The organism is Nonomuraea sp. NPDC003201 (assembly GCF_053590415.1).
This window is the reverse complement of sequence record NZ_JBSFTC010000126.1, coordinates 1-13413: the sequence shown is the minus strand read 5'-3', so window position 1 is coordinate 13413 and position 13413 is coordinate 1. Positions and strand designations below refer to the sequence as shown.

At 70.3% G+C, this 13413-nt stretch carries 13 protein-coding genes and 1 pseudogene; 2 read left to right on the top strand and 12 right to left on the bottom strand.

Features of this window, described 5'->3' with window-relative positions:
* Positions 1–98: 98 nt before the first annotated feature.
* The 11 genes from ACWDX9_RS34085 to ACWDX9_RS34035 form a co-directional block, all read right to left on the bottom strand.
* Positions 99–2060, bottom strand: coding sequence for a DEAD/DEAH box helicase (locus ACWDX9_RS34085; RefSeq protein ID WP_449961198.1), 1962 nt, complete (start codon positions 2058–2060; stop codon positions 99–101).
* A 308-nt stretch (positions 2061–2368) separates the two neighbouring features.
* Positions 2369–2728 (bottom strand): metal-sulfur cluster assembly factor, encoded by a 360-nt coding sequence (locus ACWDX9_RS34080; RefSeq protein ID WP_350740061.1) that lies wholly within the window; start codon positions 2726–2728, stop codon positions 2369–2371.
* The gene (sufU, locus tag ACWDX9_RS34075; protein WP_319711296.1) at positions 2725–3162 is read right to left on the bottom strand and encodes a Fe-S cluster assembly sulfur transfer protein SufU; all 438 of its coding nucleotides are present in this window, start codon (positions 3160–3162) and stop codon (positions 2725–2727) included. Before sufU ends, ACWDX9_RS34080 begins: the two co-directional genes overlap by 4 nt.
* A gap of 2 nt (positions 3163–3164) precedes the next feature.
* Positions 3165–4421 (bottom strand): cysteine desulfurase, encoded by a 1257-nt coding sequence (locus tag ACWDX9_RS34070; RefSeq protein WP_363970010.1) that lies wholly within the window; start codon positions 4419–4421, stop codon positions 3165–3167.
* A complete protein-coding gene (gene sufC / locus ACWDX9_RS34065; protein ID WP_449961194.1) occupies positions 4418–5164 on the bottom strand; it encodes a Fe-S cluster assembly ATPase SufC in 747 nt (248 codons plus the stop codon). Before sufC ends, ACWDX9_RS34070 begins: the two co-directional genes overlap by 4 nt.
* 5 nt (positions 5165–5169) lie before the next feature.
* Positions 5170–5490 (bottom strand): non-heme iron oxygenase ferredoxin subunit, encoded by a 321-nt coding sequence (locus ACWDX9_RS34060; protein ID WP_350740049.1) that lies wholly within the window; start codon positions 5488–5490, stop codon positions 5170–5172.
* Positions 5487–6608 carry a Fe-S cluster assembly protein SufD gene (gene sufD / locus ACWDX9_RS34055; protein WP_449961191.1) on the bottom strand — a complete coding sequence of 374 codons (1122 nt, stop codon included), beginning with the start codon at positions 6606–6608 and terminating at the stop codon, positions 5487–5489. The genes ACWDX9_RS34060 and sufD overlap by 4 nt, the downstream gene beginning before the upstream one ends.
* Complete coding sequence (sufB, locus tag ACWDX9_RS34050; protein WP_350740043.1) at positions 6608–8020, bottom strand: Fe-S cluster assembly protein SufB; 1413 nt, start codon at positions 8018–8020, stop codon at positions 6608–6610. Before sufB ends, sufD begins: the two co-directional genes overlap by 1 nt.
* Positions 8017–8715 carry a helix-turn-helix transcriptional regulator gene (locus ACWDX9_RS34045; protein ID WP_350740121.1) on the bottom strand — a complete coding sequence of 233 codons (699 nt, stop codon included), beginning with the start codon at positions 8713–8715 and terminating at the stop codon, positions 8017–8019. The genes sufB and ACWDX9_RS34045 overlap by 4 nt, the downstream gene beginning before the upstream one ends.
* Positions 8716–8810: 95 nt before the next feature.
* On the bottom strand, positions 8811–10037 hold the full coding sequence (locus ACWDX9_RS34040; RefSeq protein ID WP_449961190.1) for a multidrug effflux MFS transporter: 1227 nt from the start codon (positions 10035–10037) through the stop codon (positions 8811–8813).
* 83 nt (positions 10038–10120) lie between these two features.
* Positions 10121–10906, bottom strand: a complete 786-nt coding sequence (locus ACWDX9_RS34035) for a VOC family protein (RefSeq protein ID WP_449961187.1) — start codon at positions 10904–10906, stop codon at positions 10121–10123.
* A gap of 146 nt (positions 10907–11052) precedes the next feature.
* Between ACWDX9_RS34035 and ACWDX9_RS34030 the strand changes: the two genes are divergently transcribed.
* Both ACWDX9_RS34030 and ACWDX9_RS34025 read left to right on the top strand, forming a co-directional pair.
* Positions 11053–11961: an ABC transporter ATP-binding protein gene (locus ACWDX9_RS34030; RefSeq protein WP_449961184.1), complete on the top strand. Its 909-nt coding sequence runs from the start codon at positions 11053–11055 to the stop codon at positions 11959–11961.
* A complete protein-coding gene (locus tag ACWDX9_RS34025; protein ID WP_449961181.1) occupies positions 11958–12755 on the top strand; it encodes an ABC transporter permease in 798 nt (265 codons plus the stop codon). The genes ACWDX9_RS34030 and ACWDX9_RS34025 overlap by 4 nt, the downstream gene beginning before the upstream one ends.
* 6 nt (positions 12756–12761) lie before the next feature.
* On the opposite strand, the pseudogene ACWDX9_RS34020 reads toward ACWDX9_RS34025, so the two are convergent.
* Positions 12762–13413, bottom strand: a pseudogene (locus tag ACWDX9_RS34020) (MFS transporter); the annotation flags it as partial.

Sequence of the window (13413 nt, the reverse complement as noted above, 5' to 3'; positions counted from 1 at the left end):
GGTTCATATATGTCGCCAAGCGCGACTCTACGGCAAATGACACCGCCCGCCGTACCCCTTGCGGGGGCCGGCGGGCGGGTGGGAGATGAAGCTGCGGGTCAGCGCTCGAAGCGACGGCCCGAGTTGCGGCTGTAGCCGCCGCCGTTGCCGCGCTCGTCCGAACGGCCACCGCCCGAGCGGTAGCCGTCGCGCGGGCCGCGCTCGTCCGAACGGCCACCACCGGAGCGGTAACCGTCGCGCGGGCCGCGCTCGTCGGAGCGGGGGCCACGATCGCGGTCGGCCGAGAACGGGCGGCTGCGGTCGGGGGCGTAGCGTCCGCCGCGGTCGTCCGAACGGTAGCCGCCACCACCGCGCTGGCCGCGGTCGTCCTGGCGGAACGGCCGGTCGTCCGAGCGGTAGCCGCCGCGCGGCCCGCTGTCACGGCGCCGGTCGTCCCCGAAGGTCCGCGGCTCCTGCGAGCGCCCGAAGGGCCGCTCACCCTCGGCGTGCGGCCGGGAACGACGGTCCTCGCCGGAGTTGAAGGGCCGCTCGCCGTCCTGGTGACGGCGCGGGCGACGGTCCTCACCGGAGTTGAAGGAACGCTCGCCGTCCTGGTGACGGCGCGGACGACGGTCCTCGCCCGAACCGAACGAACGCTCGCCGTCCTCGTGACGCCGGGGGCGGCGGTCGCCGTCGAAGTCGCGGCGGGGGCGGCGGCCGTTGCGGCGCTCGCCCTGACCGCCGCCGCCCTCACGGCGGGGGCGCAGGGGCTTGCGCACGTCCGGCTCCCAGACCGGGATGGCCTCGCCGCTCGGCGTGCGGGCGCCGGTCACCTCGGCCACCCGCGGGTGACCGGGCGTGGCCTTCAGGCGGAACGGGTGGATGCCGGCCCGCCGGGTGAGCGCGTCGGTGGAGCGGCGCTCGCTGGGCAGCACCAGCGTGACCACGGTGCCCTTCTCGCCGGCGCGGGCGGTGCGGCCGCCCCGGTGCAGGTAGCTCTTGTGGTCCTGGGGCGGGTCCACGTGCAGCACCAGGCTGATGTTGTCGACGTGGATGCCGCGCGCCGCGACGTCGGTGCAGACGAGCACGTTGATGGCGCCCTCGCGGAACTCGGCGAGGATGCGGGTGCGCTGGTTCTGGCGCTTGCCGCCGTGCAGGCCACCCGACTTGACGCCGACCCTGGCCAGCTGCTTGCAGAGCCGGTCGACGCCGTGCTGGGTGCGGACGAAGATGATCGTACGGCCCTCACGGTTGGCGATCTCGGCGATGACGTCGAACTTCTCGTCGCGCGTGACCTGCATCACGTGGTGCTCCATGGTGTCGACCGGCGAGGTCGCGGGGGCCACGGAGTGGGTGATCGGGTTCTTGAGGAAGCGCTGCACCAGCTTGTCGACGTCGCCGTCGAGCGTGGCGGAGAACAGCAGCCGCTGCCCGTCGGTCGGGGTCTGCGCGAGCAGGTCGGTGACGACGGGGAAGAAGCCGAGGTCGCACATGTGGTCGGCCTCGTCCAGGACGCTGACCTCGACGTCGGCGAGCGAGCACTCACCCTGCCGGATGAGGTCGCCGAGCCGGCCGGGCGTGGCGATGACGATGTCGACGCCGCGCCGCAGCGCCTCGATCTGCTTGCCCATGGACATGCCGCCCACGACGACCTTCATGCGCAGGCCCAGGCCGCGGCCGAGCGGCTCCAGCGCGTCGTGCACCTGGAGCGCGAGCTCACGGGTGGGGACGAGGATCATCGCGCGGGGGTGGCCGGGGGCCGGCCGCACGCCCGCGAGGCGGGCCATGGTGGGCAGTCCGAACGCGAGCGTCTTGCCGGAGCCGGTCTGGCCGCGGCCGAGCACGTCGTTGCCGGCGAGCACGTCCGGAATGGTCGCGCTCTGGATGGGGAAGGGGCTGTCGATGCCCTGCTTGGCCAGCCCGGTGATGAGCGGCTTGGGCAGGCCGAGCAGCTCGAACTCCGACGGCCTCGGGTCGGCGTCTCTGCCAGAGGCCGAGGCCGTCTGGCCGGAAGGGGCCGGCGAGTCGGAGCCCGCCGCACCGGCGGTCTCGTCGAACGCGGGCATGACAGCGTCAAGCATGGTCACGAAAGTCGTGCCTTTCAGTCGAAGTGGCACGTCACTTCTGCGAAAGGACGAGCCGGGACGTGCGGCGCACGCCGCACAGGGGTTCTGGTCACCCGCCGTACGGGCGGGTCAAATCATTTAAGGGGGGAACACACCGGGCACCGGCCGCAGGCGATGCAGACGCGCGATGAGACGTCAGGTGCGTTTGGTACCAACGCCGGGATGCTATCTGAAATTCCCCGGACGGGCCCGGACCTTCCGCAACCCTCTATGGCACGCTGAAACGGCTGACGAGTCAACATCAGCCGTTTCAACAAAAAAGATCAGACATTGAATCCTAGCATACGGAGCTGATCGCGCCCCTCATCGGTGATCTTGTCCGGGCCCCACGGCGGCAGCCAGACCCAGTTGATCTTGACGTCGGACACCATGCCGTCGAGCGCCGAATGGGCCTGGTCCTCGATGACGTCGGTCAGCGGGCAGGCCGCGCTGGTCAGCGTCATGTCGATGGTGGCCACGGGCCGCGCGCCGTCGGCGGGGTCGAGGTTGAGCCCGTAGATGAGGCCCAGGTCGACCACGTTGATGCCGAGCTCGGGGTCCACGACGTCCTTGAGCGCCTCCATGACCTCTTCGACGGTGGTCTCGCCGTCGAAGTCGGTCGGAGTCTCCACGGGCTTACTCATCGGGCACTCCTCACTACCGCATCCTTGTAGGCCATCCACGAAAGCAGCGCACACTTCACGCGCGCCGGGAACTTGGCCACGCCCGCGAACGCGACCGCGTCGCCGAGCACGTCTTCGTCCGCCTCGACCTGTCCCCTGCCCTGCATGAGCCTGGTGAACTCGTCGACCACGGAGAGCGTCTCCTCGACCGTCGAGCCGGTGGCGAGCTCGTGCAGCACCGAGGCGGCGGCCTGGCTGATAGAACAGCCCTGCCCGTCGTAGGAGACGTCCAGGACCTTGCCGCCGTCGCCCACCTTCACCCTGAGCGTGATCTCGTCGCCGCACGTGGGGTTCACGTGGTGAACCTCGGCGTCGTACGGCTCACGCAGCCCCCGCCCCTGCGGGTGTTTGTAGTGCTCCAGGATCAGCTCCTGGTACATCGACTCGCCGATCATGGCTATGCGAACACCTTCTGAACGTGATGGAGGCCGCGGACCAGAGCGTCGATCTCGCCCGTGGTGTTGTACAGGTAGAACGACGCCCGCGTGGTCGCCGGTATTCCAAAGCGTAGGTGCAGGGGACGCGCGCAGTGGTGACCGACGCGTACGGCGACGCCGAACTGGTCGTCGAGGATCTGGCCGACGTCGTGCGGGTGGATGCCCGCCAGCGTGAACGACACCGTGCCGCCCCGCTGCTCCAGCGAGTCGGGCCCGATGAGGCGCAGGGTGGGCACCTCGCGCAGAGCGTCGAGCGCGTAGGCCGTCAGCGTGCGCTCGTGCGCCTCGATGGCCTCCATGCCGACCTCGGTGAGGTAGTCGACGGCCGCGCCCAGTCCGATGGCCTCGACGATCGGCGGCGTGCCGGCCTCGAACTTGTGCGGCACCGGCGCGTACGTCGAGTGGTCCATCCAGACCGCCTCGATCATCTCGCCGCCGCCCAGGAACGGGGGCATGGCGTCGAGCAGCTCGGCCTTGCCCCACAGGACGCCGATGCCCGACGGGCCGACCATCTTGTGGCCGGTGAAGGCCACGAAGTCGGCGCCCAGCTCGGTGACGTTGACCGGGTGGTGCGGCACGGACTGCGACGCGTCCAGCATGATCAGCGCGCCGACCTCGTGCGCCCGCCTGGCCACCTCGGCGACCGGGTTGACGGTGCCGAGCACGTTGGACTGGTGGGCGATCGAGACGATCTTCGTCCGCTCGGTGATCACGGACGGGTCGTAGTCGAGCCGTCCCTCGTCGGTGACGCCGAACCACTTCAGCGTCGCGCCGGTGCGCTGCGCGAGCAGCTGCCACGGCACGATGTTGGAGTGGTGCTCCATCTCGGAGATGACGATCTCGTCGCCGGCCCCGAGCGTGAAGCGCGGATCGGTGTTGATGGGGTTGCCGAAGGCGTACGCGACGAGGTTGAGCGCCTCGGAGGCGTTCTTGGTGAAGATCACCTCGTCGCGCGACGGCGCCCCGACGAACGCGGCGACTCTGTCGCGGGCGCCCTCGTAGGCGTCGGTCGATTCGGCGCCGAGCACGTGCATGGCCCGTCCGACGTTGCTGTAGTGCAGCGCGAAGTGGTCACGCATGGTCTCGATGACCTGGTTGGGCTTCTGTGAGGAGTTGCCCGAGTCGAGATAGACGAGCGGGCGCCCGTCGGGCAGCTCGCGGGAGAAGACCGGGAAATCCTTCCTGATCTTCTCCACGTCAAAGCTGAGCTGTGTCATGCAGATGCCTTCGTGTACTGCTCGTAGCCCTCGGCCTCGAGCTTCTCGGCCAGCTCGGGGCCGCCCTCCTCGACGATCCGGCCGCCCGCGAAGACGTGGACGAAGTCCGGCTTCACGTAGCGCAGGATGCGGGTGTAGTGCGTGATCAGCAGCACGCCGGTCTCACCGGAGGCGCGGAAGCGGTTGATGCCCTCCGACACCACGCGCAGCGCGTCGACGTCGAGGCCGGAGTCGGTCTCGTCGAGCACCGCGATCTTCGGCTTGAGCAGCTCGAGCTGGAGGATCTCGTGGCGCTTCTTCTCACCGCCGGAGAAGCCCTCGTTGAGGTTGCGCTGGGCGAAGGCGGCGTCGATGGACAGCGCGTCCATGCCGTTCTTGAGGTCCTTGGCGAACTCGCGCAGCTTCGGCGCCTCGCCGCGGACCGAGGTGACGGCCGAGCGCAGGAAGTTCGAGACCGACACGCCGGGGACCTCGACCGGGTACTGCATGGCCAGGAACAGGCCCGCGCGGGCCCGCTCGTCGACCGACAGCTCCAGCAGGTCCACGCCGTCGAGCAGCACCTGGCCGCCGGTGATCGTGTATTTGGGGTGACCGGCGATCGCGTAGGCGAGCGTCGACTTGCCCGAGCCGTTGGGGCCCATGATGGCGTGGGTCTCGCCGGAGTTGACGGTCAGGTTGACGCCGCGCAGGATTTCCTTGTCCTCGACGGCGACGTGGAGGTCGCGGATCTCAAGGGTGGACATTGTTGTTATGACTCCTTCGAGAGCGAGACGAGCACGTCATCGCCGTCGATCTTGACTGTGTAGACGTTCACGGGCTGGGTGGCGGGCGGGCCGGTGGGCTTGCCGGAGCGCACGTCGAAGCACGAGCCGTGCAGCCAGCACTCCAGGGTGCCGTCGTAGACCTCGCCCTCGCTGAGCTTCACCTCGGCGTGGGAGCAGACGTCGCGCAGGGCGAACACCTCGCCGCCCTTGCGCACGAGCGCCACCGGCGTCTCGTCGACCTCCACCCCGATGACTCCCCCGTCGGGGATGTCGTCGAGCTTGCAGACCTTCTCGAACGAACTCATCTCGCGAGCTCCGCCTCCAGCGCGCTCAGCACGCGCTCGCGGATCTCCTCGACCTCGATCTTCTCGACGAGCTGGCCGAGGAAGCCCCTGATGACCAGGCGGCGGGCCTCGTCGTAGGGGATGCCGCGGGCCTGGAGGTAGAAGATGTGCTCGTCGTCGAGCCGGCCGGAGGCGGAGGCGTGCCCCGCCCCGGCGACCTCGCCGGTGAGGATCTCCAGGTTGGGCACCGAGTCGGCGCGGGCGCCGTCGGTCAGGATGAGGTTGCGGTTGAGCTCGTAGGTGTCGGTGCCCTCGGCCTCGACCCTGATGATCACGTCGCCGATCCAGACGGCGTGCGCGTCCTCGCCCTGCAGGGCGCCACGGTAGTCGACGTTGCTCTTGCAGTTGGGCTGCGAGTGGTCGACCAGCAGGCGGTGCTCCAGGTGCTGCCCGGCGTCCACGAAGTAGACGCCCGACATGTCGGCGTCGCCGCCGGCGGCGGTGTAGGACACGTTGGGCGACAGGCGTACGAGGTCGCCGCCGAGCGTCACCACGAAGCTGCGGAACGTCGCGTCCTTGGCCAGCTGGGCGTGGTGGTGGGAGACGTGGACCGCGTCGTCGTCCCAGTCCTGCAGGCTGACGACCCTGAGCGAGGCCCCGTCGCCGACGACGAACTCGATGTTGTCGGCGTAGACCGCGCTGCCCTTGTGGTCGAGCACGACCACGGCCTCGGCCAGCGGCTCCACCTTGACCACGATGTGGCCGTACGCGGCGCCGTCACCGGAGCCGGTCAGGGTGAGCACGGTCGGCTTGGAGGTGACGGCCTCGCGCGGCACCGTGATGACGGTGGCCTTCTCGAAGCTGTTCCACGCCTGGGCGCTGACCCGGTCGGTGGGCACGAAGGCCTTGCCGACCCGGGCGTCGTCGCGGCCGACCGTCTCGACCGTGACCTCGGGCGCCGCGTCGACGTCCACCCGGACGTGACCGACGGCCTCGGCCTTGCCGCTGTGCAGGCCCTTGAGGCGGGAGAGCGGCGTGAAGCGCCACCCCTCCTCGCGCCCGGTCGGGACCTCGAAGTCGCCCAGCTCGTAGGACGCCTTCTCGTGCAAGGTCGACAAGGGCTTCTCGTTCAGGCCCATCAGCCGACGGCTCCTTCCATCTGCAGCTCGATCAGCCGGTTGAGCTCGAGCGCGTATTCCATGGGCAGCTCACGCGCGATCGGCTCCACGAAGCCGCGCACGATCATCGCCATCGCCTCGTCCTCGTCGAGCCCGCGGCTCATGAGGTAGAACAGCTGGTCCTCGCTGACCTTGGAGACCGTGGCCTCGTGGCCCATCTTGACGTCGTCCTCGCGGACGTCGACGTAGGGATAGGTGTCGGAGCGGCTGATCTGGTCTACCAGCAGGGCGTCGCACTTTACGGTGCTGGCGCTGCCGTGGGCGCCCTCCTCGATCTGCACGAGACCGCGGTAGGAGGTGCGGCCGCCGCCGCGCGCCACCGACTTGGAGATGACGCTGGAGCTGGTGTTGGGCGCCAGGTGCACCATCTTGGAGCCGGCGTCCTGGTGCTGGCCCTCGCCCGCGAACGCGACGCTCAGCGTCTCGCCCTTGGCGTGCTCGCCCATCAGGTAGACGGCCGGGTACTTCATCGTGACCTTGGAGCCGATGTTGCCGTCGATCCACTCCATGGTCGCGCCCTCGTAGGCCACGGCGCGCTTGGTGACCAGGTTGTAGACGTTGTTCGACCAGTTCTGGATGGTCGTGTAACGGCAGCGGGCGTTCTTCTTCACGATGATCTCGACGACCGCGCTGTGCAGCGAGTCGGAGGAGTAGATCGGCGCGGTGCAGCCCTCGACGTAATGGACGTAGCTGTTCTCGTCCACGATGATCAGGGTCCGCTCGAACTGGCCCATGTTCTCGGTGTTGATCCGGAAGTAGGCCTGCAGCGGGATCTCGACCTCGATGTTCGGCGGCACGTAGATGAACGAGCCACCGGACCACACGGCACTGTTGAGGGCGGCGAACTTGTTGTCGCCCACCGGGATGACCGAGCCGAAGTATTCCTGGAAGATCTCCGGGTGCTCCTTCAGGCCCGTGTCGGTGTCGAGGAAGATGACGCCCTTCTCCTCGAGGTCCTCACGGATCTTGTGGTAGACGACCTCGGACTCGTACTGGGCGGCGACACCGGCGATGAGGCGCTGCTTCTCCGCCTCGGGGATGCCGAGCTTGTCGTAGGTGTTCTTGATGTCGGCGGGCAGCTCGTCCCAGGAAGCGGCCTGCTTCTCGGTGGAGCGCACGAAGTACTTGATGTTGTCGAAGTCGATGCCGGTGAGGTCAGAGCCCCAGGTGGGCAGCGGCTTGCGGTCGAACAGGCGGAGGCCCTTCAGGCGAAGGTCGAGCATCCACTCCGGCTCGTTCTTGAGAGCGGAGATGTTGCGGACGACCTCCTCGGACAGGCCGCGCTTGGCCGCCGCCCCGGCGGCATCCGGGTCGGCCCAGCCGAACTTGTAATTCCCGAGGCCTTCCAGCTCCGGGCGGTCGGTGACAGTCACCTTCCGGTCTCCTTGCTCTTGTCTCTATGTGCGGATTCACCCAGCGACTGTGGGCTCACATGTGTCGTGCAGACCCCGTCGCCGTGGGCGATCGTGGCCAGGCGCTGCACCGGGGTGCCGAGCAGCTGCGCGAACGCCTCCGTCTCGGCCTCGCAGAGCTGCGGGAACTCCGCAGCCGCGTGGGCCACCGGGCAGTGGTGCTGGCAGAGCTGGTCGCCGCCCGACTTGGCCTTGCTGGCCGAGGCGGCATACCCCTCCGCCGACAGCGCCTGCGCCAGCACTTGTACGCGCTGGTCCGCCGGCACCGTCCGCATGACCGGCTCCAGCCGCTTGAGCAGGCTCGAGACCTGCAGGCGGGCGAAGTCGGCCACCGCTTCCTCTCCCATGCGCTCGGCCAGGAAGCGCAGCGCGCTCCCGGCGAGATCGTCATAGGCGTGCTCGAAAGCACTGCGCCCCGCGTCGGTGATCGCGAACAGCTTGGCGGGGCGTCCGCGCCCGCGCTGCCCGCGCGGCCCGACCGTGCGAGGCTCTATCATTCCGTCAGCCAGCAGCGCGTCCAGATGGCGGCGGACGGCGGCGGAGGTGAGCCCCAGCCGCTCGCCCAGCGCGGCGGCCGCGACGGGACCATGCTCAAGGATCAGCCGGGCGACGCGGGCACGCGTGCTCCGCTCGCTTCCTGGCTCGATCCCTGGCATGTTTTTCACAACATCAGTGTGCCGTAATTCCTTCCCGGTTCACAAACGGATCCGAGCAGCCCGGGAATGGAATTTCTCACGCAGGGCAGCCTTACCTAACTCTTCCGCAGGAAGGCGAAGGTCAAGCTTGAGCAAAGGATGAGGCCCAGCATCACGCAGGCCATCGGCACGGCGCTGGTGGCGCCCGCGAGACCGACCAGCGGGGCCGCGGCGGCGCCGAGCGCGAACTGCAGCACGCCGAGCAGGGCCGAGGCGCTGCCGGCGATCTGCGCGGGCTGGCTGGCCAGGGCCAGCGCGCCGGTGGCCGGCATGACCAGGCCCTGGCCGAGCATGATGACGAACAGCCCGCCCACGATGCCCCACAGGCCGAGCCCGGTGAGCGCGGCGGTCAGCAGCAGCGAGGCGCCGGTCAGCGCGACGGCGAGCCCGGTGATCACGAGGGTCGCCGGCGGCACCCGTCCCGACAGCCGGCCGCCGAGCTGGGCCATGGCGGTCAGGCCGAAGGCGTTGAGCCCGAAGATGAGCGAGTACTGCTGCGGCGTGGCGCCGTACACCTCCTGGAGCACGAACGGCGAGCCGGAGATGTAGCCGAACATGGCCGCGAACGCCAGGCCCGCGGTCAGCGCGGTGCCCATGAACGTCCGGTCGCGCAGGAGCCTGCCGAACGTGCCGACGGTGTGCTTGAGGCCGCCGCTCTCGCGCTCGGCCGCGGGCAGCGTCTCGCGCACGCCCCCCAGGACGGCCAGCAGCAGCACGATCCCGGCGACGCTGAGCGCCACGAACACGCCGCGCCACGAGGTGAACTCCAGCAGCTGCGCGCCGGCGATGGGCGCCAGGATCGGCGCCAGGCCGCTGACCAGCATGAGCGTGGCGAAGATGCGGGCGATGGCGGCGCCGTCGTACAGGTCGCGGACGACGGCCCGCACGATCACCAGGGCCGCGCCGCCCAGCACGCCCTGCAGCAGGCGGAAGGCGATGAGCATGGGCACCGACGGCGCGAACGCGCACAGCAGCGAGGCGACCATGAAGCCGGCCACGCCCACGATCAGCGGTGTCCTGCGGCCGCGCACGTCGCTGACCGGACCGGCGATCACCTGGCCGATGGACACGCCGATGAGGCAGGCGGTGAGGGTGAGCTGGACCTGCGCCGGCGCGCTGAGCATCTCGGAGGTGATGGCGGGCAGCGCCGGGAGGTACATGTCGATGGACAGGGGCCCGATCGCCGACAAGGCGCCCAGGATCACCAACAGCAGCCCGCGGCTGCTCCTCCTCCGCTCGATCCCGATGGTGGACGTGGACGTGGCTTCGGCCGCCACGGACATGCGTGTCCCCTCTCCCTCGCAGGCCTTTGGCCCACGAGGGCCGAGGGATCAAACCAGGATCCAGTCCTCCGAATTCCCGGTCATCAGATATTTCCCGCGATTTCGTGAAGCTGGATGACGGAGAACGTCGCGCCCTGGGGATCGGTGAGCATCGAGAACCGGCCGGGCGGCGCCTCCATCCCCCGCACCAGCACGCTCGCGCCGGCTCCCTCGGCCGCGGCCGTCGTGGCTTCGAGGTCGGCGACCGCGAAGTACGTCATCCAGAACGACGGCGTCGCCGCCGGGTAGTCGGAGAACATCTCCACCATGCCCGCGACGGCCCGCTCCCCCCTCTGCCACTCGGTGTACTTGACCCCGTCCATCTCCTGCAGCCGCGGCATCCAGCCGAAGACGGCCGGGTAGAAGCTCTCGGCGGCCGACGGGTCGCGCGTGACCAGCTCGTTCCAGCAGAACGAGACGGGCTCGTTGACCAATTGCGCGCCGTGGTGGTTGCCCGCCTGCCAGGCGGCCGCGTACGAGCCGTCAGGGGCCTGGAAGACCGTCATGACGCCTTCGTCGAAGACCGCCATCGGCTCCATGGTGACGGCGCCGCCGGCGTTCCTGACCCGCTCGGCGAGCGCGGCGGCGTCGTCGGTGGCGACGAACATGTTCCAGAACGAGGGCGACCCCGCGCCCATGACCGGCCCCAGCCCCGCGACCTGCCTGCCCTGGTAAAGGAACATCCCGTAGCCACCGGCCTCGGGGTCGTCGATCATGTCGGCCTGCCAGCCGAAGACCTCACCGTAAAACCGGGCGGAAGCTTCGACGTCGGTGCTGGACAGGTCCACCCAGCACGGGACTCCCGGGTCGTACCCACTGCGTTGCGCCATTGCGCCCTCCTGCTACATGGAGCTCGTCGTCAGACTTTCACCTCTGTTGGCGCCTTTCTGGGAAATGGCCGGGTCAAGACATGTCCAAATCCGGCCAACCCCACCTGCGGCTCGAACCGCCTGCCCCAGTCCCTAAACTCGTGGCCATGGAGTCCCCAGCCGTCGAGATCATCGGCCTGGTCAAACGCTACGGCGGCATCACGGCCGTGGACGGCCTCACGCTGCGCGCCGAGCGGGGCGCGGTGACCGCCGTGCTCGGGCCTAACGGCGCGGGCAAGACGTCCACGGTGGAGATCTGCGAGGGGTTCCGCAGGGCCGACGCGGGCACCGTCCGCGTGCTCGGCCTGACGCCCACGCTGGCCGAGCTGCGGCCGCGGGTGGGGGTCATGCTGCAGTCGGGCGGCGTCCCGCCCGCCATGCGCTGCGCCGAGTGGCTGCGCCTGGTCTCGCGCTTCTACGCCCGTCCCCTCGACACGGGGGCGCTGCTGACGCGGCTGGGGCTGGCCGATCACGTACGCACCCCCTACCGGCGGTTGTCGGGCGGGCAGCAGCAGCGGCTGTCGCTGGCCGCGGCCGTCGTCGGGCGGCCCGAGCTGGTCTTCCTGGACGAGCCGACGGCCGGGCTCGACCCGCAGGCCCGGCACGCCTGCTGGGAGCTGGTGGGCGAGCTGCGCGGGGCGGGCGTGTCGGTGGTGCTGACCACGCACCACATGGACGAGGCCGAGCGGCTGGCGGACCAGGTGGTGATCATCGACAAGGGCCGGGTGGTGGCCGAGGGCAGCCCGGCCTCGCTGACGGGGGCCGAGCGGCAGCTGCGCTTCCGGGCCCGGCCGGGGCTGGCGCTGGAGGAGCTGCTCAACGCGCTCCCCACGGGCAGCGCGGCCAAGGAGTCGCCCGCAGGGCACTACATCATCGAGGGTCAGGTGGGTCCCGAGCTGCTGGCCACGGTGACCGCCTGGTGCGCGGCCGAGGGCGTCACGGCCGACGATCTGCGCATCGAGCGCCGCACGCTGGAGGACGTCTTCCTGGAGCTGACGGGCAGGGAGCTGCGATGACCGGACCGGAGCGCGCGCCCGCCGGGCAGATCGCGCTGGACTTCACGCCCGCGCCCGGGGCGGCGCCGTTCCCGCGCATGGTCCTCGCCCAGGCGGGCGCGGAGATCCGGGCGATGCTGCGCAACGGCGAGCAGCTGCTGCTCACCCTGATCGTCCCGGTGCTGCTCCTGACCGGGTTCTCGCTGGCGCCGCTGATCGACATCGGCGGCGGCAGGCGCATCGACTTCCTGGCGCCCGGCGTGCTGGCGCTGGCCGTCATGTCCACGGCCTTCACCGGCCAGGCCATCGCGACCGGCTTCGAGCGCCGCTACGGCGTGCTGAAGCGGCTGGGCGCGACCCCGCTGTCCAGGGCCGGGCTCATGCTCGCCAAGACGTCCGCCGTGGTGGCCGTGGAGGTCATCCAGGCCGTGGTGATCGTGTGCGTCGGCCTGGCGCTGGGGTGGCGGCCGCACGGGTCGTTCCTGAGCGCGGCGCTGCTCATCGTGCTGGGCACGGCGGCGTTCAGCGGGCTGGGGCTGCTCATGGCCGGCACCCTGCGCGCGGAGGCCACCCTGGCCGCCGCCAACCTCGTCTACCTGCTGCTGCTGGGGGCCGGCGGGGTGATCTTCCCGCTGTCGAAGTTCCCCGAGGGCATGCGCCAGGTCCTGGAGCTGCTGCCCATCTCCGCCCTGACCGGCGGCCTGCGCGCGGTCCTCGCCCAGGGCGCCGCGCTGCCCCTCGGCCCGCTTGCCGTGCTGGCCGCGTGGGCGGTGCTGTCGCTGGGCCTGGTCTCGCGTACGTTCCGCTGGCAGTAGCTCGGCTCACCCGGTCCGGGGCAGCTCGCCGTGCAGAATGCCGTAGCGACGCCTGGTGAGCGCGGCCGCGGCCGTCAGCGGGATCGCGGCGGCGGCCGCCAGGCCGAACAGCAGGGCATAGCGGCCGTGCTCGGCCAGCGGGCCGGCCGCCCATGACGCGACCGCGCTGCCCACGAAGAGCGCGCAGGCGAAGAAGGCGATCGTCGTCCCCCTGGCCTCGGGCACCACCGACGTGGCCCACGTCTGCAGCGAGGAGTGCAGGAAGGACCAGCCGCCGCCGAGCAGCAGCGCCGTGGCCGCCACGGTGGCCATGTCCACGTGCACGGCGACGATCGCGAACCCGGCGCAGAGCTGCGCCCCGCCCACCGTCATCAGCGCGGGAGTGGGCCAGCGCCCCGACAGCCGCCTGACGAGCTTCGTGAACAACCACAGGCCCAGCCCGTACGCGGTGATGGCGAGCCCGGCCACGGCGGCGGCGTACCCCGCGTGCTCCAGGGCGGTGGCCAGGAACGGCATGGCGCCGAGCATGATCGCGCCCTCGACGAACGCGAGCCCGAACACCAGCAGCGCCCAGCCGTGCCCGAGCACCGCGCCCAGGTAGCGGCCGACACCGAACCCCCGGCCGCTTCCCGGGCCGTGCGGGAGGGCGCGGGACGGC

Excerpts from the sequence above, each read along its gene's own strand:
- ACWDX9_RS34085 (WP_449961198.1), bottom strand. The coding sequence starts at position 2,060 with ATGCTTGACGCTGTCATGCCCGCGTTCGACGAGACCGCCGGTGCGGCG.
- ACWDX9_RS34080 (WP_350740061.1), bottom strand. The coding sequence starts at position 2,728 with ATGAGTAAGCCCGTGGAGACTCCGACCGACTTCGACGGCGAGACCACC.
- sufU (WP_319711296.1), bottom strand. The coding sequence starts at position 3,162 with ATGATCGGCGAGTCGATGTACCAGGAGCTGATCCTGGAGCACTACAAA.
- ACWDX9_RS34070 (WP_363970010.1), bottom strand. The coding sequence starts at position 4,421 with ATGACACAGCTCAGCTTTGACGTGGAGAAGATCAGGAAGGATTTCCCG.
- sufC (WP_449961194.1), bottom strand. The coding sequence starts at position 5,164 with ATGTCCACCCTTGAGATCCGCGACCTCCACGTCGCCGTCGAGGACAAG.
- ACWDX9_RS34060 (WP_350740049.1), bottom strand. The coding sequence starts at position 5,490 with ATGAGTTCGTTCGAGAAGGTCTGCAAGCTCGACGACATCCCCGACGGG.
- sufD (WP_449961191.1), bottom strand. The coding sequence starts at position 6,608 with ATGGGCCTGAACGAGAAGCCCTTGTCGACCTTGCACGAGAAGGCGTCC.
- ACWDX9_RS34045 (WP_350740121.1), bottom strand. The coding sequence starts at position 8,715 with ATGCCAGGGATCGAGCCAGGAAGCGAGCGGAGCACGCGTGCCCGCGTC.
- ACWDX9_RS34040 (WP_449961190.1), bottom strand. The coding sequence starts at position 10,037 with ATGTCCGTGGCGGCCGAAGCCACGTCCACGTCCACCATCGGGATCGAG.
- ACWDX9_RS34035 (WP_449961187.1), bottom strand. The coding sequence starts at position 10,906 with ATGGCGCAACGCAGTGGGTACGACCCGGGAGTCCCGTGCTGGGTGGAC.
- ACWDX9_RS34030 (WP_449961184.1), top strand. The coding sequence starts at position 11,053 with ATGGAGTCCCCAGCCGTCGAGATCATCGGCCTGGTCAAACGCTACGGC.
- ACWDX9_RS34025 (WP_449961181.1), top strand. The coding sequence starts at position 11,958 with ATGACCGGACCGGAGCGCGCGCCCGCCGGGCAGATCGCGCTGGACTTC.